Here is a 19,241-nt window from a genome sequence, read left to right as displayed (position 1 = left end):
CAGGGTACTTCGTTCGTGCACGAAGTGGTGTGGTCGCGACCCGGGGCGGTGGGCGCAACGGCCTGGAGGCCCGGTGCCGGTCTCGTGGACCGGCACCGGGCCTCCAGGGTGGTTGCGCTGGTGCGTCGACTACGCGCGGTGCGCGGGCGGGTGACCCGAGTCGTGCGCGTTCGCGTCCGGCTCCACGGGGAGCGCGTGGGTGCCGGTGTGCGTGTCCTCGTGGCCGGCGACCGGGTGGGTGCGCTCGAGCTTCGCGCCCTCCACGTCGACGTCCGGCACGATGCGGTCGAGCCACTTCGGGAACCACCAGGCGCTCTTGCCGAGCAGGTGCATCGCCGACGGGATGAGCAGCATGCGGACGACGAAGGCGTCGATCAGCACACCGAACGCCAGCCCGAAGCCGATCGGCTTGATGGTGGACGAGTCCGAGAAGATGAAGCCCGCGAACACGGAGATCATGATGATCGCCGCCGCCGTGACCACCGCGCGACCCGCGTGCAGACCGCGCTGGACGGCCACCTTCGCGCTCGCGCCGTGGGCGTAGGCCTCACGCATGCCGGACACCAGGAACAGCTGGTAGTCCATCGCCAGACCGAACAGGATGCCGATCTCGATGATGGGCAGGAAGCTCAGGATCGGTGCCGGGTCGTGCACACCGAAGACCGAGCCGAGCCAGCCGAACTGGTAGATCGCGGTCAGACCACCGAACGACGCCAGCACGGACAGGATGAACCCGGCGGTGGCGGTGATCGGCACGAGGAACGACCGGAACACGATGATCAGGATGATCAGCGACAGCCCGACGACCACCACGAGGTAGAGCGGCAGCACGTTCGACAGCTTCTCGGACACGTCGATGTTCGCCGACGCGTTGCCCGCGACGCCGAGGGTGACCTTGCCGTCGTCGGTGGAGACGGTCTGCTCGCGCAGGTCCTTCACGATGTTCTCGGTGGAGACGCTGTCCGGGCCGCCGGCGGGCTTCACCTGGAACGCGACGATGTCACGGTCCTTCGAGGCGCCGATGGGCAGCACGGCCTTCACGTCGTCGTTCTTCGCGATCGCCTGGCCGATGGTGACCTCGGTCGCGGTGACGTCGCTCTTGCTGATCGACTCCGGCAGGGTGGCCACGACGAGCAGCGGGCCGTTCTGCCCGGCGCCGAACTCCTTCTCGAGCGTCTTGTAGGCCTTGTACTGGCTCGACTCGACGGCCTCGGACGAACCGCTCGGCAGGCCGAGGCGCATCTGGGTCGCGGGCAGGGCGATGGTGCCGAGCACCGCGACGCCGAGGACGAGCGTGATGACCGCGCGCCAGCTCGACATCGGCTTGTTCGGGATCCGCGTGGAGTCGGTGTTGCCGATCTTCGCGCGCTCCTTCTTCCGCAGGATCCGCATGCCGATGAGCGACAGCAGGGCCGGGGTGAAGGACGTCGCGATGAGGATCGCGAAGAGCACCGCGACCGCGCCGACCGTGCCCATCAGGCCGAGGAACGGGATGCCGGTGATGTTCAGCGCGAGCAGCGCGACGATGACCGTCGCACCGGCGAACACCACGGCGTTGCCCGAGGTGCCGTTCGCGAGCCCGATCGACTCGTGCACCTGCATGCCCTGCTTCAGCTGGGTCCGGTGCCGGTTCAGGATGAACAGCGAGTAGTCGATGCCGACCGCCAGGCCCAGCATCACCCCCAGGACCGGCGTGACCGAGATGAACTCGACGACGCTCGAGAACGACAGGGCGGTGAGCGAGGCGACGCCGACGCCGAGCACGGCGCTGACGAGCGGGACCGCGGCGCCGATGACCGTGCGGAGCATCAGGAGCAGCACGATCGCGGCGATGATGACACCGCCGATCTCACCCGGGCCGAGGATCGACGGCACACCCTGCGCGATGTCGTTCGAGACGTACACGTTGACGCCCTGGATGTCGGCCGACTCGGCGTCGTCCGCGATGGCGGTCTTCGTGTCCGCGGGGACCTCGTAGGTCGACGTCGTGAACTGCACGGTGCCGATCGCGGCGCTGCCGTTGTCCGACACGAAGCGGATGTCCTTCGACAGGTCGAGCAGGTCCGAGCCCTGTTCGAGCTCCTGCTCGTTGTCGTCGAGCTTCTGCTTGTTCGTGTCGATCGTCTTCTGGGCGTCGGCGATCTGCTGCTCACCGGCGTCGATCTGGGCCTGCTGGGCGTCGATCTGCGCCTGCGCCTGCTGGAGCTGGGCGGCCGCTGCCTGCGCCTGTGCGGCGGGGACGGCTGCGCCACCGGCCGCCTGTGCCTGGGCCTTCTGCGCGTCGAGCTGCGCCTGGGCGTCCTCGATCTTCTGCTTGCCGGACTCGAGCTGCGCCTTCTGGGCGTCGAGCTGGTCCTGGCCGGTCTCGATCTTCGCGCGACCGGACTCGATCTGGTCACGGCCGTCGACGATCTTCTGCCGCTGGTCGTCGAGCTGCTGCTGGGTGTCGAAGCCGCTCGTCGTGCCCTTGACGCCGTCGAGCTTCTCGAGGCTGGTCAGGAAGTCGTCGATCTCGGACTGCTGCGACGACGAGAACGCCTTGCCGTCCTTCGTCTCGAAGACGATCGTGCCGTTGCCGCCGTTCGCCGACGGGAACTTGTCGGCGAGCTGGTCCTGCACCTGACTGGTCTTGGTGTTCGGGATCGTGATCGACGACGAGATGGTGCCGGCGAAGAGCGTGTACGTGACGCCCGCGACGGCCATGATCACGACCCAGGTGATGATCACGAGCCAGTGGCGTCGTGCGGAGAACCGTCCGAGACGGTAGAGGAGACCGGCCATGCGGTTGCCTGCGGTCCTTTCGTGTCAGGTGCTGGTGGTGCGGGGTGCGCCGGTGGACCCCTGGGGGATGAGGAGGTGGAGCGGTGTCAGCCGTCGGCCATGTAGCCGCTGCGGACGCTGTGCACGAGTCGTGCGAGCAGGTCGTCCCAGGCGTCGAGCGCCGGCTGGTCGAGCTCGGGGCCGGACGTCGCCAGCCAGTGCTCCGCGATGACGACGATGCCGCTCATGAGCGACTCGACGAGCAGCGCGGCGTCGAGGGGGTCGGCGGCCGGGTAGCGCCGGGCGACCTCGTGCCGGAGTCGTTCGGTCACACGCGAGAACGCCGTCTGGGTCAGCACCGCGGCCTTCGGGTCGTCCTTGCCCGGGTCGCCGAGGATCCGGTACATGCTGGCGATCGCGGGAGCCAGGTCGGCACCGCGGGCGGCGGACTCGAGCTCGTCGAACATCGAGGCCCGGCTGCCGTCGCCCACCGGGGTGCGGGCCATGTCGGCGAGGAACCGGTCGATGATGACGGACAGCTCCTGCTCGCACACGGCCAGCAGGACCTCGTCGAGCGAGGCGAAGTGGTTGAACACGGTGCGCCGGGCGATGTCGGCCCGGGCAGCGAGGTCGTCCACGCTGAAGTCGCGGCCGCCGCGCTCGTCGATCAGGTCGCGAGCGGCCTGCAGGATCGCCGCACGGTGCTTCGCCTTCAGGGCAGCACGGCGGTCGGTCGCGATGGTCACGAGATGGAACACTAGGTGCATCGATGCACTCGGTGCAACGAGGTTGAGTGCATCCCCAGGTTCGTCCCCCGGCGCAGAACGTCTGTGCTGCACCGCTGTTCAGTCGGAGGTGCCGGGTGCCAGACTGGCCGCACGAACCGCTGCCGTACGAAGGAGTACCGATGCCCGTCCGCCTGTGCCCGGAGACCCTCGACGAGATCGCCGCGAGCGGTGTCGCCGTGCCCACCTACGACCGCGACGGCATCACCGCCGGCATCGTCCACTTCGGCGTCGGCGGGTTCCACCGCGCGCACCAGGCGATGGTGATCGACCGGCTCCTGCAGCGCGGCGAGGCCCGCGAGTACGGCATCTGCGGCGTCGGTGTGCTCGAGCAGGACCGTCGGATGGCGACCGCGATGGCCGAGCAGGGCGGTCTGTACACGCTCGTCCTCAAGCACCCGGACGGCACCCGTGAGTCACGCGTCGTCGGCAGCATCGTCGAGTACCTGCTCGCCGTCGACGACCCGGACGCGGTCGTCGAGAAGATGGCGCACCCGGACACCAGGATCGTCAGCCTGACCATCACCGAGGGCGGCTACAACTTCGACCACGTCACCGGCGAGTTCGTCGCCGACGAGCCCGGCGTCGCGGCCGACCTGCGCGGCGACGGCCCGCCCCGCACGGTGTTCGGCCTGGTGGTCGAGGCACTGCGCCGCCGACGGGACCGCGGCCTCGACCCGTTCACCGTGATGTCCTGCGACAACATCCAGGGCAACGGGCACGTCGCACGGTCGATGTTCACCGCCTACGCCCGGCTGCAGGACCCGGCCTTCGCGGACTGGATGGACGAGCACGTGGCGTTCCCGAACTCGATGGTCGACCGCATCACCCCGGTCACCGCCGACGAGGACCGCGCCTGGGTCCGCGACGAGCTCGGCATCGACGACGCCTGGCCCGTCGTCGCCGAACCGTTCTTCCAGTGGGTGCTCGAGGACGCCCACCCCGCCGGCCGTCCGCCCTACGAGGACGCCGACGTCCAGCTCGTCGACGACGTCGAGCCGTACGAACTCATGAAGCTCCGGCTCCTCAACGCCAGCCACCAGGGGCTCTGCTACTTCGGGTACCTGTCGGGGTACCGCTACGCGCACGAGGCCACGCAGGACCCGGCGATCGCGACCTTCCTGCGCCGCTACATGGACGACGAGGGCACGCCGACACTGCACCCGGTGCCCGGCATCGACCTGGAGGCCTACAAGTCGACCCTGATCGAGCGCTTCCAGAACCCCGAGGTGCGCGACACCCTCGCCCGGCTCTGCGCCGAGTCGAGCGACCGGATCCCGAAGTGGCTGCTCCCCGTCGTGCGCGAGAACCTGGCCGCCGGCCGGCCGGTCACGCTGTCCGCCGGCATCGTCGCGTCCTGGGCCCGCTACGACGAGGGCACCGACGAGTCCGGTGAACCCATCGAGATCGTCGACCGGCTCGCCGAGCCCCTGCACCGCATCGCCCTCACCCAGCGCGACGACCGCCTCGCCTTCATCGCGAACCGCCAGGTCTTCGGCGACCTGGTCGACGACGAACGGTTCGTCGCCGCGTACCGCGACGCCCTGGACGGGCTCATCGCGGATGGCGCGCACGCCACCGTGGAGCGCCTGTCACGGTCCTGAGACGCGACCGACCGACGGACGGGAGGCCCGTGGCGGCGCCGCCACGGGCCTCCCGTCCGCCTGCTGCCCACGTGACGGGCGCGGGACGGCGGTTCGTGTCTGCGCGATGACGGTTCCGGTTCGCGAACCCCGAGGATCGTGAACCAGAACCGTCAGCCGCTCACCGCGCGACGTCGTCCCACGGCACCGGGGTGGTCTCGCCCGTCTCCCAGTCGCGGCGCAGCACGCCGTAGCCGACCGACCCGACGGCCGGGCCGCCGTCGACGGGCCACGCCTCGCGGTAGTGGGCCTCCTGCACCCAACCGGCACGGACGAAGACCCGGCGCATGGCGGTGTTGTCCTCGCGGGTCTGGCCCTCGAAGCGCGTGATCGCCGGCATCGTCGTGAACACGTGGTCGGTCACCGCATGCAGGGCGGGGACCCCGAGGCCGCGGCCCCGGAACCGACCGGCCAGGCGCAGGTCGAACAGGGGGACGGGGTCGGCCAGGTCCTCGAGGCGGACCAGACCGATGCGGCCGTGGTCGTCGTGGTCGAGCCAGGAGGTGTCGTGCTCGTCGTCGCGGTAGGCGCCGGAGTCGACGGCGCTCGCCGCGTCGGCCGCGCTGATGCGCCGTCGGACGTGGAACGGGAACTCCTCGGACGTCAGGAACGCGAGCAACTCCTGGCGGTCGGCGCCGGTGGGGTCCAGACGGGTGAGGCGGACGGCGGGAGCTGGCATGCCGCTCAGGGTAGTTGCACGGTCGTCGGGCAGGCTCGGGGCGTGCAAGGTGGGACGAGGACGACGGCCGCGGCCCTGACGGCGTTGGTGCTGGTCGGGCTGGTGGGGTGCTCCGGTGCGCCGGGTGGTGACACGACCGGGCCGACGTCGTCTGCTCCTGCTGCTGCGTCTGGGGCGGCTTCGGGTGCAGCGGCGCCGGCGACCGGCCCGGCGACCGATCCCGCCACCGCGCGGGCCTTCGCGGCGCTGGAACGGCGGTACGACGCACGGCTCGGGGTCGCTGCGATCGACACCGGGAGCGGTCGGACGATCGCGCACCGTGCGGGGGAGCGGTTCGCGTTCGCGTCGACGATCAAGGTGTTCATCGCGGCCGCGGTCCTCGACGCCTCGTCCGACGCCGACCTGGCGACCCTCGTGCACTACGACCGCGGCGACCTGCTCGAGTACGCGCCCGTGACGAGCGAGCACGTCGACACCGGGATGACGGTGCGCGAGCTCGTCGACGCGGCGCTCCGCTCCAGCGACAACACCGCGGCGAACCTGCTGGTGGAACGGCTCGGCGGGCCGCACGCGGTCGAGCGGTGGCTGCGCCGCATCGGGGACCGGACGACGAGGGTCGACCGGGTCGAACCCGACCTGAACCAGGCGATCCCGGGTGACCGGCGGGACACGACGACGCCGGAGCGGTTCGCGGCGGACCTCCGGACCGTGCTGCTCGGGGACGCCCTCGACGCCGCCGACCGGCGGGTGCTCCGTGAGGCGATGCTCGGCAACACGACCGGGGACGCGACGATCCGTGCCGGGGTGGACCCGTCGTGGCGGGTCGCCGACAAGACCGGCACGGCGTCCTACGGGGTGCGGAACGACATCGCGGTCGTGACGCCGCCGGGGCGCGAACCCGTCGTGCTCGTGGTGATGACGAGCCGCGCCGATCCCGGTGCGGAGCCGTCGGACGCGCTCGTCGCCGCGGCGACCCGCACCGCGGTGGCCGGGCTGTCCGACTGAGTCGCCCGCGTCGTGGGGCGTCGCGGGCGTCGCGGGACTACCGGAGGGTGGTCCCCCAGCGCCCGATGGTGTCGTACGCGCGTTCCCGCACCTCCGGCGCGGAGAGCACCACGTCGTGCAGGGCGCCGGCGAGTCGGCGGACCGTGACCTCCTCGCCGAGGGAGAGCGAGCGGTGCGCCACCGTGTCGACGTTCAGGGCGACGTCGGCCCGCGCCATGCCCGGGTCCCACCGCGGCTGGAGCATGCTCTTGTCGCTCAGCATCACCAGGGTCGGGACCCCGATCCCGAGGCCCTTCTCGACCTGTGCCTGGCCGTCGAACACCGCGGCGAGCCACCCGGGGTGCAGGGGGAAGCCACGCTCCGGCCGCCACTGCTGCTCGTAGGTCCACGACCCCTCGCCCTCGGCCGAGACGGTGCGGGTGTAGAAGCCGGGGTCGACGGCGGGCATCGGCGCGAGGGGGTTCCGGCGGGCACCGAGCTTGATGACCGGTGCGACGATGGCCCGGCCGACCGCGGTGGCCTGGAACTCGAGCCACGGGCTGTTCAGCACGAGGCCGTGCACGAGCTCCGGGTGCCGGGCTGCCCAGAGCGACAGGGTCAGGCCGCCGGTGGAGTGGCCCATCGGGACGAGTCGGCGGCGGTCCGAGCCGGGGTGCTCGGCCGAGATCGCGTCGAGCGCCGCGGCGATGTCCTCGTCGTACACCGCCAGGTCGTCGACCATGCCCGGGGTCTGGTACGGGCGCAGGCTCCGACCGTACTTCCGCAGGTCCAGCGCGTGGAACCGGGCGCCGAGCCGCTCGAGGCGTTCGGCGAGCTCCACCTGGAAGAAGTAGTCCGACCAGCCGTGCACGTAGAGCACGTCGACCCCGTGCAGGGGCCCGCGACCGTGCAGCAGCAGGTCCGTCGGGATGTGCCGGCGGCGGACCAGGGTGGCGACGACGGGTCCCTCGGAGTCGGTACCGAGCGGCAGTTCGAGCCGCTCGTACGGTGCTCCGAGCACGTCCTCGTGCCACCCCTGGTCCGTCATGCGCCGAGCGTATCCGGCGCTGCTGCGGGTGGTGCTGGTGCGGGGATTTCGCGCGGCACGCCAGATCGTCGCGCTGGCCGTGGCTCGCGGCCTAGCTGCGGGGCGCCCGCACCAGGAACAGCGTGACGGCGCCGAGGACGACCGCGGCGACGATGAGCGCCCAGGCGAGCACGATGACCGGCCCGTCCCAGGGGGTGAAGAGCAGTCCGACCCCGATCACCAGGGCAACGGCGGAGCCGATGAGGGCGAGGCGGTGCGGTCGTACCGGAGCGGTGCGTGTCACGGTTCCCACGGTACGCGCGACGGGCTGGCAGTGCGGCGTCGAGCGGGTACGCCGGTCACACCGTCGTGCGCATCACCCACCGCCACTTGGCGATGCGGCGGTCGCGTACGAACCCGAACTGCGTGAACAGTTCTTCCGGCCCGGTGTGCAGGTAGGCCCCGCGCTGCGGCTTCCGCTCGACCGTCTGCTCCGGGTAGGCCTCGACGGTCCCGCCGCCGGCCCGCCGGATCTGTTCGAGTGCGGTCGTGACCGCGGCACGTGCGACCCCGTGGCCGCGGTGCCGGGACTCCACGAACACGCAGCCGATCCGCCAGTCCGGCGGCGTCGAAGCGTCGCGGGCGTACGCGCCGGGGTTCAGGATCGTCGGCAGCTCGACCGGCCGCCCGAACTGGCACCAGCCGACCGCCGTGCCGTCGGCGTAGACGAGCACCTGGTGGTTCGTGCCGTTCCGCACGTGGCGGTGCTTCGCCTCCTGGTGGGACACCGTCGGGTCGGGCGTCCCGCGTGGGCCGTCCGGGTGGAAACCGATGCACCAGCACCCGCCCCACACACCGTTGCTGCGGGTCACGAGCGCGGCGAAGTCGGGCCACGTCTCCTCGGTGAGCATCGCCGTCGAGTACTCCATGGGCCGATGATCCTCCGGTCCTGGCGATCCCGCCACCACCGCGACCGTGGTGCTCCGAACGGCGCGCGACTGGTGGTCAGGCCGCGCTGCGCCGGGCGGCGGCGAGGCCGGAGACGAGCGCCGCGATGCCGAGCCCGATGCCGACCACGCCGGCGAGTGCACCGAAGAACATCAGCGCCCCGGCACCGATGTTCGCGCCGCCCTCGCCGGAGTCGTTCGCGTTCGCGTACCCACCGACGAACGATGCCAGGAACGCCACGACGAGGAACGCCGTGCAGAGGATGTGCAGCACACGTGGCGCGATCGGGGTCATGCCCGGATCGTAGCGCGGCGGCGGGGAGCGGATCGCACCGGCACTTTCCCAGCGGACACGACGGTGTTCCGCGGGGAAGTCACGGCGACCGCCCGAGCAGGACTGCGAGCCTCTCCGGACCGCGCCGATGGCGGTGCGACCGAGGGGGAACGGACGACATGACGATGCGACGTGCAGGGGGAGCCGCGCTCGGCTTCGTGGGTGGCAGTGTGCTCGCCGGGTTGCTGGTGAGCGTCGGCGTGACGCCGGTGATCGCGGTCGCCGGCGTCGGTACGACCTCGGCGATCGGGGTGTTCGAGTCGCTGCCGGAGGACATCGAGATCGGGCAGCTGCCGCAGCGGAACCAGATCTGGGCGTACCGCGGTGGCGAGCCGGTGCACCTGGCGAACGTGTGGGACCAGGACCGGCAGGAGCTCACGCTCGAGCAGATCAGCGACCACCTGGAGCACGCAGCGGTGGACGGCGAGGACAAGCGGTTCCACGAGACCGGCGGTGTCGACGCGACGTCCGTCGTCCGGTCACTCGTGAGCGTCGCCACGTCCGGGACCGAGGGCGGGTCGGGTGGTTCGACCCTGACGATGCAGCTCGTGCGGAACATCAAGATCCAGCAGGCGAGCGAACTGCCCACCGCTGAGGAGCGCGAGGCCGCGTACGAGGACGCGACCCGGCGGACACCGCAGCGCAAGCTCGCCGAGATGAAGCTCGCGATCAGCCTGGCGAAGCAGTACACGAAGCAGCAGATCCTGGCCGCCTACCTGAACATCGCCTACTTCGGCGATCAGACCTACGGGGTGCAGTCGGCGGCGCAGCACTACTACGGCAAGTCGGCGACCGACCTGACCCCGGCCGAGGCAGCGTCCCTCATCGCGATCGTGCAGTGGCCGGAGCGACGGGACCTGTCGACGCCGGACCACCACCGCGACAACGCCGCGCGGCGGAACGTGATCCTGCGGTCGATGCACGAGCAGGGGCACCTGTCGACCGAGGATTACCGCACGGCTCGGCTGTCCCGCGTCGCCGACTCCGTGCACCTGACGGCCCCGCAGCAGGGGTGCGAGGCGGTCGAGGTGGGCGCGGAGTTCTTCTGCGACCACGCGGTGACCATCGCCCAGCGGCTCCCGCAGCTCGGCGCGACGAAGCAGCAGCGGGCGGACGCCTGGCGCATCGGCGGGTACCGGATCCAGACCACGCTCGACCTCGACCTGAACGCGGAACAGAAGCGGCTGCTCGACCAGTACGACCCGAAGACCGAGACGCGGCTGGCGCTCGGGGCCACGTTCAACACGGTCGAGGCCGGGACGGGCCGTGTGCTGACGATGGTGCAGAACACGGACCACGACCGGTCGTCCGACGCGCCCCGCACCGCGACCTCGCTGAACTACGCCACCGACCAGGCGGACGGCAGCTCGACGGGGTTCCAGACCGGGTCGACCTACAAGATGTTCACCCTGCTGGCGTGGATCGAGGCCGGCCGCAGCCCGGACACCGTCGTCAACGGCACACCGCACCCGCACAGCGAGTGGACCGCCTGCGGTGGACCCGCCTCGGCGTTCTGGCAGCCGAAGAACGACTCCCCCGGGCAGCGTGGTCCGTACTCGGTCCGGTCGGCGACGGCGCAGTCCGTGAACGCGGCGTACCAGTCGATGGCCGAACAGCTCGACCTGTGCGACATCCGCGACGTGGCCGAGCGGCTGGGGGTGCACCTGGCGACCGGCGGCGAGCTGCCCTGGAACCCGGGGTCCCTGCTCGGCACCGAGAGCATCGCCCCGCTCACGGTGGCGTCGGCCTACGCCGGCATCGCGAACGGCGGGCGGTTCTGCGCACCCGTGGTGATCGACCAGGTCGTCGCACCCGACGGCGAGGAACTCGGCGGACAACCCCGCACCTGCACGCAGGCGGTGTCGCCGCAGACCGCGGCCACCGCGTTCGACGTCATGCAGGGCGCGTTCCGCGGCGGCACGGCGAGCGGCGGGCAGACCCCCGACGGCGCGACCCTGTTCGGCAAGACCGGCACCACGGACGCGGCCGACCAGGTGTGGCTGGTGGGCGGGACCTCGCGTGCCGTCACCGCCTACTGGCAGGGCAACACGGACGGCGCGAAGCACAACCTGCGGTCGTTCTCCAACGGTCAGGGCGGCACCTACGCGGGGTCGCGCGCGGCCGTCTGGCGCGACGCGCAGACGGCGGTGAACGCCGCGCTGCCGGTCGGCTGACGGCCCGGAACGCAACCACCAACGGCCTGGAGGCGCGGTGCCAGCTGGCACCGCGCCTCCAGGCCGGTTCTCGGTTGCGTCCTACGACAGCTTCTTGCTGTCCTCGAGCCAGCCCGCGAGCTTGGTCATGTAGTCGGCCTGCGACGCGTAGTCGAGGGCCGGGAACGTCCAGCTGTGGACCTGGCCCGCCTCGAGCGCGGCGTTGTCGGCGAAGGTCGGCTGCTTCTCGAGGTCGGCGACCTGGTAGCCCTGCTGCGACAGCAGCAGCACGTCACCGGTGATCTGGCCGGCGTTCTCCCACGAGTAGATGCCCCAGTAGAAGCCCTCGGGCTTCGGGTTGACGAAGTCGACCCCGTACGACGCGTACATCTGCAGCGACGGCTCGTCGGTCGGGCGGGTGACGTACGCGCCGTCACCGTCGGCGTACATCGAGACGACCGACAGGTCCTGCTCCTTCGAGACCTTCTCGAGCTCGTCGGCCGCGGTGTCGAAGCGCTCCTCGGCGGCGTCGACCGTCGACTCCTTCGCACCGAGGGACTCGGACAGTTCGGCGATCTTCTCGATGACGTCCTCGCCCTTGCCGCCCCACTTCACCTGGACGACCGGCGCGATGGCCTCGATCTGCTTCTCCTGCGCCTTGTCCTTGAAGCCGTAGCCGGGCTGCTTCGTGTCGAGCGTGCCCTTGGCGTCGGTCGGGTAGACCGAGGTGACGACGAGGTCGGGCTTGAGCGCGGCGAGCTGCTCGAGGTCGATGTCGCCGTAGGCGGTGCCGAGCTGCGTGATGCCGTCGGTGTCGAGGCCCTTGAACCGGGCGTCCTTCGCCATCGTCAGCTGCCCGAAGGTGCCGACGGGCTTCAGGCCGTACTCGATGAACGACAGGGCGATGTCGTTCAGCACGACGACGCGCTTCGGCGTGTGGTCGACCTTCACGGTGGCGCCCGTGGCGTCCTCGTACGACCATGCCTTCGACGCGGCGGTGCCGCCGTCGGAGTCGGAGTCGTTCGAGTTGCCGGTGCTCGAGCAGCCGGTCAGGAGGAGTGCCGAGACGGTCACGGAGGTCAGGAGGGCGGCGCGCAGGTGGCCACGTCGGGAGGTCTTCACGTTAGGAGAGGCTAACCTAAGTTCGCGGTACTCGCCAGCACGTCTTCGGTTTTCGTCGGGACCGTGTGCTCGGTCCGGGCGCTGGGGGCCGTGTGCTCCGTCGGGGCACTCGGGACTGCGTGCTCGCTCGGGGCACTCGGGACGGGATCGTGCTCGTCCGCCTCGGGCACGATCATCGGTGCACCGGTCACCGGGTCGGGGAACACCCGGGCGTGCAGGCCGAACGCCTGCTCGAGCAGTGCCGGGGTGAGGACGTCGTGGGGGGTGCCGTCGGCCACGACCCCGCCGTCGTGCAGCACCACGAGCCGGTCGGAGTACCGCGCCGCGAGCGACAGGTCGTGCAGCACCATGACGATCGTCGACCCCTGCTCGCGGTTCAGCCGCCGGACGAGCCGCAGGACCTCGAGCTGGTGCGCGAGGTCGAGGTAGGTCGTCGGCTCGTCGAGCAGGAGCGTCTGTGCCTGCTGCGCGACGACCATGGCGATCCAGGCGCGCTGGCGCTGCCCGCCGGACAGGCTCGTGACGTCGCGGTGGGCGACCTCGGTCAGGCCGGTGGCGGCGATGGCCTCTTCGGCGACGGCGGCGTCCTCGGCGGTCCACGGCTTCGCCCACGACTGGTGCGGGTTCCGGCCGCGCATCACCAGGTCGAGCACGCTGGTGCCCGCGGGGGCGACGGGGGACTGCGGCAGGATCGCGAGCTTGCGGGCGACCTGGCGGTTCGGCTCCCTGCGGATCGGGGTGCCGTCGAGCAGGACCTCGCCGGCCTGCGGCTTGAGCACGCGGCCGAACGCCTTGAGCAGGGTCGACTTGCCGCAGCCGTTCGCGCCGAGGAACGTCGTGACGGTGCCGCGTTCGATGCGCAGGTCCAGGTCGCGCAGCACGGGGTGCCGGTCGTAGCCGACGGACAGGCCCGTGGCTTCGAGGACGGGGGTGTCGTGCTGGTGCTGGTGTGGTGCTGTCATCGGGACATCTCCTTGCGGTGACGGACGAGGAGCCAGATCAGGTACGGCGCCCCGATCACCGTGGTGATGATGCCGACCGGCACCTGCCACGGGAACGCGGAACGGGACAGCAGGTCGGCGGCGAGCACGAGCACGGCGCCGAGGGCACCGGCGAGCAGCAGTGGCGGCCGGTTCGTGCCGGCGAGCCGGAGCCCGACCTGCGGGACGACGAACGCGACGAAGCCGACCGGTCCGGCGGCGGCCACGGCGGCGGCGGTCAGTACGACCGCGAGCGCGATGACGAGCAGCCGGTGCCGCTGGACGCCGAGTCCGACGCCCGTCGCGACCTCGTCGCCGAGCTGCCCGATGCCGAGGGCCGCACTCGTCGCGAGCGCGATCGGCACCGCGACGACGGCCACCACGAGCAGCGGCCAGACGCTCTCCCACGAGGTGCTCGACAGGCTGCCGACGAGCCACTGGGACGCCGCGGTGGCGACGGTGATCTTCGCGCGGACGAGCAGGTAGCTCGTCACCGCGTCGAGTGTCGCGCTCACGCCGATGCCGACCAGCACGAGTCGGTAGCTCTGCACGCCGCCGCGCCAGCCCAGGCCGTACACCAGGACCGCCGCGACCAGGGCACCGATCGTGGCCGCCACCGGGATCCCGCCACCGAGCACCAGGGACGACACCGAGTACGTCCCGCCACCGAGGACGATCGCCGCGACCGCACCGACGCTGGCGCCCGCCGTGACACCGATGATGTCCGGGGTGCCGAGGGGGTTGCGGGTGAAGGTCTGGGTGAGCGCGCCGGCGACCCCGAGCGTCAGGCCGACGAGTGCGCCGGTGAGGACGCGGGGCAGGCGCAGGGTGGTGATGATGAAGGCGTCCGGCCCGGACTCCAGGCCGAGCAGGGACCGGATGACGACCCCGGGGGCGATCCACGTCGAGCCGACCGCCGTGCCGAGGACGATGAGCACCAGGACGGTGGCGATCGATCCGACCGTGTACCAGAACACCCGGGGGCGCCAGGCGAGGCCGACGGGGCCGAGACGGATGCCGGTGCGGCCGGGGGTTCGTGCAGCCGAGGCGGGCGTGCCCGGCGTGGTGGTCTCGGGCGTGGTGGTCTCGGGCGCGCTGCCGGGCGTGCTGCCGGTGCTGCGCACCGCTGCCCCGCTCACAGCGACACCAGCGATCGGCGACGGGCCACGGCGACGAACACGGGGCCACCGATGACGGCGAGCACGATGCCGACCTCGACCTCGGAGAACCCGCCGATCAGGCGACCGATGACGTCGGCGAGCAGCACGAGGGCGGCACCGACCAGACCCGACACCGGCAGTGTCCAGCGGTGTCCGGTGCCGACGAGCGCGCGGGCGACGTGCGGCACCGTCAGGCCGACGAAGCCGATCGGGCCGGCAGCAGCGGTCGCCCCGGCGGCGAGCAGCGTGATCCCGCCCAGGCCGACGAGCCGGGCGACGAGCACGTTCTCGCCGAGCCCCTTCGCCAGTTCGGACCCGAGCCCGAGGGCGTCGAGGGCGCGGACGTTCAGCACCGCGAGCACGAGCCCGGCGGCCAGGAACGGCCACACCGCCCCGAGGATGTCGAGCTGACGTGCCGCGAGGGACCCGACGACCCAGAGCCGGTACGCGTCGAGCGAGGCCTGGTCGGTCAGCACGACGAAGGAGGTCAGGGCGGCGAGCAGCGCCGAGACCGCGGCCCCGGCGAGGGCGAGCGGCACCGGACTGGCGGTGCCGCTGCCGGCGATGGTGACCGAGAAGACGACGACGCTGGCGACCAGGGCCCCGACCAGGGCGAACCACACGGTCGCGCTCGTGCTCGTCACCCCGAACACGTAGACGCCGAGCACCACCGCGAGTCCGGCACCAGACGAGACGCCGAACAGGCCGGGGTCGGCGAGCGGGTTGCGGGTGTGTCCCTGCATGAGCAGCCCGGCGATGCCGAGGGCTGCCCCGACCGCAGCACCGATGAGCGTGCGCGGGATGCGGGAGCCCCACACGATCGCCTCGTCGGTGCTCGACCCGGAGCGCGTGAGCCCCGCCCACACCTCGGCGACACCGATGCGGTTGCTGCCGAGCAGCATGCTCGCCACGGCGACGAGCACCAGGGCGACGACGAGGCCGATGATGACCGCGGTCCGTCGCCGCATCGCGGTCCGGTGCACACCGAGGGCGCGGGACGCGTCGCCGTCTCGGGCGCTGGACGCGACGGGTTCGGGGGCCTCCGGACCGGAAGCCAGAACGGGATTGGGGGCTGGCACGGAAGTCATCTTAGGTTAGCCTTGCCTCATGGCGAAGACCCCGCGGCTCCTGCCGACGAACCCCCGGCTCTTCCGCGCCCGTGTCCTCCGGACCCAGCGGGTGACCCCCTCGATGCAGCGCGTCACCGTCACAGGCGACGACCTGCACGAGTTCGGCTACCTCGGTTTCGACCACTGGTTCCGCCTGTTCGTCCGGCGCCCCGACCAGGACACCTTCCGGATGCCCGACCTGGACGGCAAGAAGTGGTGGCCGACGTTCCTCGGCATCCCCGAGGACATCCGCCCCCACTGCGCGAACTACACCGTCGCCGCGTACCGGCTGCTCGCCGACGGCACCGCCGAGCTCGACATCGACTTCGTCGTGCACCTGGACCACCGCGGCCAGCTCGAGGGCCGTGCCGCGATCTGGGCCTGCTCCGCCCGCCCCGGCGAGGAACTCGCGATGCTCGACCAGGGCTGCATCTTCGACGTCCCCGCCGGCACCAGCGAGGTCGTCGTCGCCGCCGAGGAGACCGGCCTGCCCGGCGTCGTCGGCATCGCCGCCTCGTTGCCGCGCGACACCGTCGGCCGCATCATCCAAGAGGTCCCGACCCCCGCCGACATCCGCGACCTCGACGCTCCCACCGGCGTGCAGGTGACCTGGATCGTCCGGCAGCCCGGCGCCGTCCCCGGCAGTGGCGCCCTCGCCGAACTGCAGCGGCACGTGCCGTCCGACGACCAGGGGTACGCGTTCGTCGTAGGGGAGTCGCGACTCGCCACCGAGGGCCGCCGCCACCTGCACCGTGCGGGCCTGCCGAAGTCGCGCATCACGTTCTCCGGGTTCTGGAAGCACGAGACGAAGGTCTCCGTCCCCGCCTGACCCGCGCGTGCCTGCCAGGCATGCCCGTTGCCGCCAGGTACGCCCGGTCTTTCCCCTTGCGCGCGCGATGCCTGGTGCTTTCGGGCGTACCACCACGGAACTTCCGACCGGGTATGCCCGGTTCCGCCAGGCGCGCCCGCTCTGCACAGGTACGCCCGTTCTCGCCAGGTACGCCCGGACCTTCCCCTGGTAGCCGCGATGCCTGGTGCTTTCGGGCATACCACCAAGGAACTTCCGCCCAGGTACGCCCGTTCCCGCCAGGTACGCCCGGTTCCGCCAGGTATGCCCGCTGTGCACAGGTACGCCCGTTCTCGCCAGGTACGCCCGGTTCTGCCAGGTACGCCCGATGCTTCCCCTGGCGTGCGCGATGCCTGGTGCTTTCGGGCGTACCACCAAGGAACTTCCGACCGAGTACGCCCGGTTCCGCCAGGCGCGCCCGTTCCCCCTAGGTACGCCCGTTCCCGCCAGGTACGCCCGGTTCTTCCCCTGGCGCCCGCGATGCCTGGTGCTTTCGGGCATACCACCAGGGAACTTCTGCCCAGGTACGCCCGGTTCCGGCAGGTACGCCCGGTCCCGCCAGGTACGCCCGATCCCGCCAGGTGCGCCCGGTTCTGCCAGGTATGCCCGGTTCTGCCAGGTACGCCCGGACCTTCCCCTGGTACCCGCGATGCCTGGTGCATTCGGGCGTACCGCCACGGAACTTCCGACCAGGTACGCCCGGTTCTGCCAGGTACGCCCGAAAGCGCCAGCCGCGCCGCGCCCGCGACGCGACCAACGGACGGACGGGAGGCTCGGTGCCAGCTGGCACCGGGCCTCCCGTCCGTGGTGGGGTGGCGTCAGCCCTTGAGGCCCGAGCCCGTCACGCCCTCCACGATCTGCCGCTGGAAGATCAGGTAGAGGATGATCAGCGGCAGCGCCGCGAGGATCGCACCGGCCTGGATGTCGGCGTAGCGCTGCCCGAAGCTGCCCTGGACCGTGGCGAGCCCGACCGGGATCGTCATGAGGTCCGGGTTGGACAGCACGAACAGCGGCAGCAGCAGGTTGTTCCACACCCCGACGAAGGTCAGGATCGTCACGGCCGCGATCACCGGACGCGACAGCGGCAGGATGACCGACCAGTAGACCTTCCAGATGCCGGCGCCGTCGATGCGCGCCGCCTCTTCCAGCTCCTTCGGGATGCCGTCGAAGAACTGCTTGAAGATGAACACCGCGATCACGGCGGGCACCTGCGGGAAGATCACCGACCAGTAGGTGTTGAGCAGGCCGACCGCGTTGAGCTCCTGGAAGATCGGGATGATCAGCACCTGGGTGGGGATCATGATCCCGAGGATGATGAGCAGGAACGCGATGTTGCGGCCGCGGAACACCAGTCGCGACAGCGCGAACGCCGCCATCGACGCGAACAGCACGGTGAGTGCCGCCGTGACGACGCTCGTGATGGCGCTGGCGAGGTACCAGTTCCAGATGTCGCCGGCCTGGAACAGCGACGAGTACGAGTGCAGCGTCGGGTTCCAGTTCGACAGGATCGCGTTCGCGCCGAGTGCGGCGACGCCGTTGTCGGACAGCGACGTCTTCAGGGCGAACACGCTCGGGATGAGCCAGATGATCGCGAAGATCGTCAGGACGATCCCCGACGCGATCGTGAAGCCGCGACCGCTGACGCCGATCTTCGCGGCGCTCGTCGGAGCGGCGGACGAGACCCCGGTGCGGAGCTTGCGGCCGGTGGTGATGCTCTCGGTGGCGGTCATGTCAGGCCCCGATCTCTCGCTTGGCGGCAGCGCGCTCGACGAGCTGCCGGATGACCGCGATCGCCACGATCACGATGAACAGGAGGACCGACGCGGCCGATGCGGCACCGAGCCGGTTGTCGGTGAAGCCGACGCCGGTGATGAGCTGCAGCGAGACCTGGGTCGAGATGCCCGGCCCGCCGTTCGTCATCAGGTAGACCTGGTCGAAGATCTTCAGGCTCGCGATGATCTGCAGCAGGACGACCAGCGTCGTCGTGCGGCCGAGCAGGGGGAGCGTGATCGACTTGATCTGCTGCCAGTTCGACGCACCGTCGACGGCGGCTGCTTCGTACAGTTCGCGCGGGATCTCCTGCAGACCGGCCAGGTAGAGCACGAAGTTGAAGCCGAGGGTCCACCACACGGTGGCGATCGCGACACCGATCATGGCCGTGTTCGGGCTCGACAGCATGCCGGAGCCGGGCGTCATGCCGATCGCCGACTGCAGGCTCGCCCACAGACCGGTGCTCGGCGTGAAGATGAACACCCAGATCAGCGAGATCGTCGCCGACGGCAGGATGAACGGCAGGAAGAACGCCAGACGGAAGAACCACTGCCCGCGGTTCATCCGGTTCGTCAGCACGGCGAACACGAACGCCAGGATGACGAGCGGCGGGGTCGTGTACAGCGTGAACTGCAGCGTGTGCCAGAGCGAGGACCAGAAGTCGCTGCGCCCGAGCATCTCGGCGTAGTTCGCGAACCCGGCGAAGCTGCCGAGCCCGGTGCGGACGGTCGAGGTGTTGAAGAAGCTCGTGACGATCATCCAGACCGTCGGGCCGAGCAGGAAGGCCACGTAGAACAGGCCGAACGGGGCGAGGAACAGCCAGCCGCTGCGGCCCTGGCCGCGGTTCACGCTGGAGCCGTAGGAGCGGTTCCGGCGGAGACGCGGCGCGGCGGCCGCGTCGGTCGGCCGGTCGAGGACAGGTGCTGTGGTCACGTCATCGT

Annotated in this window: 17 protein-coding genes; 4 read left to right on the top strand and 13 right to left on the bottom strand. The window is 71.0% G+C overall.

The features are described 5' to 3' along the window. Nucleotides 1-129: 129 nt before the first annotated feature. Nucleotides 130-2,781, bottom strand: a complete 2,652-nt coding sequence (locus tag DEJ08_RS14130; protein WP_111055152.1) for an MMPL family transporter — start codon at nt 2,779-2,781, stop codon at nt 130-132. Between the two features lie 86 nt (nt 2,782-2,867). Next, on the bottom strand, nt 2,868-3,506 hold the full coding sequence (locus tag DEJ08_RS14125) for a TetR/AcrR family transcriptional regulator (protein WP_163342754.1): 639 nt from the start codon (nt 3,504-3,506) through the stop codon (nt 2,868-2,870). Nucleotides 3,507-3,667: 161 nt separating this feature from the next. On the opposite strand from DEJ08_RS14125, the gene DEJ08_RS14120 reads away from it, so the two are divergent. Beyond that, nucleotides 3,668-5,149, top strand: a complete 1,482-nt coding sequence (locus DEJ08_RS14120) for a mannitol dehydrogenase family protein (protein WP_111055150.1) — start codon at nt 3,668-3,670, stop codon at nt 5,147-5,149. Between the two features lie 160 nt (nt 5,150-5,309). On the opposite strand, the gene DEJ08_RS14115 is transcribed toward DEJ08_RS14120, so the two are convergent. Beyond that, nucleotides 5,310-5,867 (bottom strand): GNAT family N-acetyltransferase, encoded by a 558-nt coding sequence (locus DEJ08_RS14115; protein WP_111055149.1) that lies wholly within the window; start codon nt 5,865-5,867, stop codon nt 5,310-5,312. A gap of 102 nt (nt 5,868-5,969) precedes the next feature. Here DEJ08_RS14115 and bla point away from each other — a divergent pair, with 102 nt between their 5' ends. After that, on the top strand, nt 5,970-6,872 hold the full coding sequence (gene bla / locus DEJ08_RS14110) for a class A beta-lactamase (protein ID WP_502869459.1): 903 nt from the start codon (nt 5,970-5,972) through the stop codon (nt 6,870-6,872). Nucleotides 6,873-6,909: 37 nt separating this feature from the next. Here the strand turns inward: bla and DEJ08_RS14105 are convergent, their stop codons facing one another. The 4 genes from DEJ08_RS14105 to DEJ08_RS14090 form a co-directional block, all read right to left on the bottom strand. Then, nucleotides 6,910-7,899: an alpha/beta hydrolase gene (locus DEJ08_RS14105; RefSeq protein ID WP_111055147.1), complete on the bottom strand. Its 990-nt coding sequence runs from the start codon at nt 7,897-7,899 to the stop codon at nt 6,910-6,912. Nucleotides 7,900-7,990: 91 nt separating this feature from the next. Then, entirely contained in the window at nt 7,991-8,182 is a 192-nt protein-coding gene (locus DEJ08_RS14100; RefSeq protein ID WP_111055146.1) for a hypothetical protein, read from the bottom strand. Nucleotides 8,183-8,237: 55 nt separating this feature from the next. Further along, the gene (locus DEJ08_RS14095) at nt 8,238-8,807 is read right to left on the bottom strand and encodes a GNAT family N-acetyltransferase (protein ID WP_220035464.1); all 570 of its coding nucleotides are present in this window, start codon (nt 8,805-8,807) and stop codon (nt 8,238-8,240) included. A 76-nt stretch (nt 8,808-8,883) separates the two neighbouring features. Then, nucleotides 8,884-9,120 (bottom strand): hypothetical protein, encoded by a 237-nt coding sequence (locus DEJ08_RS14090; RefSeq protein ID WP_111055145.1) that lies wholly within the window; start codon nt 9,118-9,120, stop codon nt 8,884-8,886. 158 nt (nt 9,121-9,278) lie between these two features. Between DEJ08_RS14090 and DEJ08_RS14085 the strand changes: the two genes are divergently transcribed. Further along, on the top strand, nt 9,279-11,333 hold the full coding sequence (locus DEJ08_RS14085) for a transglycosylase domain-containing protein (protein ID WP_258367206.1): 2,055 nt from the start codon (nt 9,279-9,281) through the stop codon (nt 11,331-11,333). Nucleotides 11,334-11,414: 81 nt separating this feature from the next. On the opposite strand, the gene DEJ08_RS14080 is transcribed toward DEJ08_RS14085, so the two are convergent. The 4 genes from DEJ08_RS14080 to DEJ08_RS14065 are packed head-to-tail and all read right to left on the bottom strand — an operon-like array spanning nt 11,415 to nt 15,653. Then, entirely contained in the window at nt 11,415-12,434 is a 1,020-nt protein-coding gene (locus DEJ08_RS14080) for an ABC transporter substrate-binding protein (RefSeq protein WP_111023547.1), read from the bottom strand. An 11-nt stretch (nt 12,435-12,445) separates the two neighbouring features. Beyond that, nucleotides 12,446-13,396: an ABC transporter ATP-binding protein gene (locus DEJ08_RS14075; RefSeq protein WP_111055144.1), complete on the bottom strand. Its 951-nt coding sequence runs from the start codon at nt 13,394-13,396 to the stop codon at nt 12,446-12,448. Continuing rightward, entirely contained in the window at nt 13,393-14,553 is a 1,161-nt protein-coding gene (locus DEJ08_RS14070; protein ID WP_258367205.1) for a FecCD family ABC transporter permease, read from the bottom strand. The genes DEJ08_RS14075 and DEJ08_RS14070 overlap by 4 nt, the downstream gene beginning before the upstream one ends. Next, nucleotides 14,550-15,653: a FecCD family ABC transporter permease gene (locus tag DEJ08_RS14065; protein WP_241660429.1), complete on the bottom strand. Its 1,104-nt coding sequence runs from the start codon at nt 15,651-15,653 to the stop codon at nt 14,550-14,552. The genes DEJ08_RS14070 and DEJ08_RS14065 overlap by 4 nt, the downstream gene beginning before the upstream one ends. Nucleotides 15,654-15,681: 28 nt before the next feature. On the opposite strand from DEJ08_RS14065, the gene DEJ08_RS14060 reads away from it, so the two are divergent. Then, nucleotides 15,682-16,512: a siderophore-interacting protein gene (locus DEJ08_RS14060; protein ID WP_111055142.1), complete on the top strand. Its 831-nt coding sequence runs from the start codon at nt 15,682-15,684 to the stop codon at nt 16,510-16,512. A gap of 836 nt (nt 16,513-17,348) precedes the next feature. Here the strand turns inward: DEJ08_RS14060 and DEJ08_RS14055 are convergent. Continuing rightward, nucleotides 17,349-18,260 (bottom strand): carbohydrate ABC transporter permease, encoded by a 912-nt coding sequence (locus tag DEJ08_RS14055; RefSeq protein ID WP_027466145.1) that lies wholly within the window; start codon nt 18,258-18,260, stop codon nt 17,349-17,351. A gap of 1 nt (nt 18,261) precedes the next feature. Continuing rightward, the gene (locus tag DEJ08_RS14050) at nt 18,262-19,233 is read right to left on the bottom strand and encodes a carbohydrate ABC transporter permease (protein ID WP_111055141.1); all 972 of its coding nucleotides are present in this window, start codon (nt 19,231-19,233) and stop codon (nt 18,262-18,264) included. Between the last annotated feature and the right edge of the window lie 8 nt (nt 19,234-19,241).

This window comes from Curtobacterium sp. MCLR17_054, assembly GCF_003234335.2.
Classification (GTDB): Bacteria; Actinomycetota; Actinomycetes; order Actinomycetales; family Microbacteriaceae; genus Curtobacterium; species Curtobacterium flaccumfaciens.
The sequence above is the reverse complement of the archived record's forward strand: the minus strand, read 5'-3'. Positions and strand labels throughout refer to the sequence as shown.

Excerpts from the sequence above, each read along its gene's own strand:
- DEJ08_RS14115 (WP_111055149.1), bottom strand. The coding sequence starts at position 5,867 with ATGCCAGCTCCCGCCGTCCGCCTCACCCGTCTGGACCCCACCGGCGCC.
- DEJ08_RS14085 (WP_258367206.1), top strand. The coding sequence starts at position 9,279 with ATGACGATGCGACGTGCAGGGGGAGCCGCGCTCGGCTTCGTGGGTGGC.
- DEJ08_RS14090 (WP_111055145.1), bottom strand. The coding sequence starts at position 9,120 with ATGACCCCGATCGCGCCACGTGTGCTGCACATCCTCTGCACGGCGTTC.
- DEJ08_RS14075 (WP_111055144.1), bottom strand. The coding sequence starts at position 13,396 with ATGACAGCACCACACCAGCACCAGCACGACACCCCCGTCCTCGAAGCC.
- DEJ08_RS14105 (WP_111055147.1), bottom strand. The coding sequence starts at position 7,899 with ATGACGGACCAGGGGTGGCACGAGGACGTGCTCGGAGCACCGTACGAG.
- DEJ08_RS14095 (WP_220035464.1), bottom strand. The coding sequence starts at position 8,807 with ATGGAGTACTCGACGGCGATGCTCACCGAGGAGACGTGGCCCGACTTC.
- DEJ08_RS14055 (WP_027466145.1), bottom strand. The coding sequence starts at position 18,260 with ATGACCGCCACCGAGAGCATCACCACCGGCCGCAAGCTCCGCACCGGG.
- DEJ08_RS14120 (WP_111055150.1), top strand. The coding sequence starts at position 3,668 with ATGCCCGTCCGCCTGTGCCCGGAGACCCTCGACGAGATCGCCGCGAGC.
- DEJ08_RS14130 (WP_111055152.1), bottom strand. The coding sequence starts at position 2,781 with ATGGCCGGTCTCCTCTACCGTCTCGGACGGTTCTCCGCACGACGCCAC.
- DEJ08_RS14060 (WP_111055142.1), top strand. The coding sequence starts at position 15,682 with ATGGCGAAGACCCCGCGGCTCCTGCCGACGAACCCCCGGCTCTTCCGC.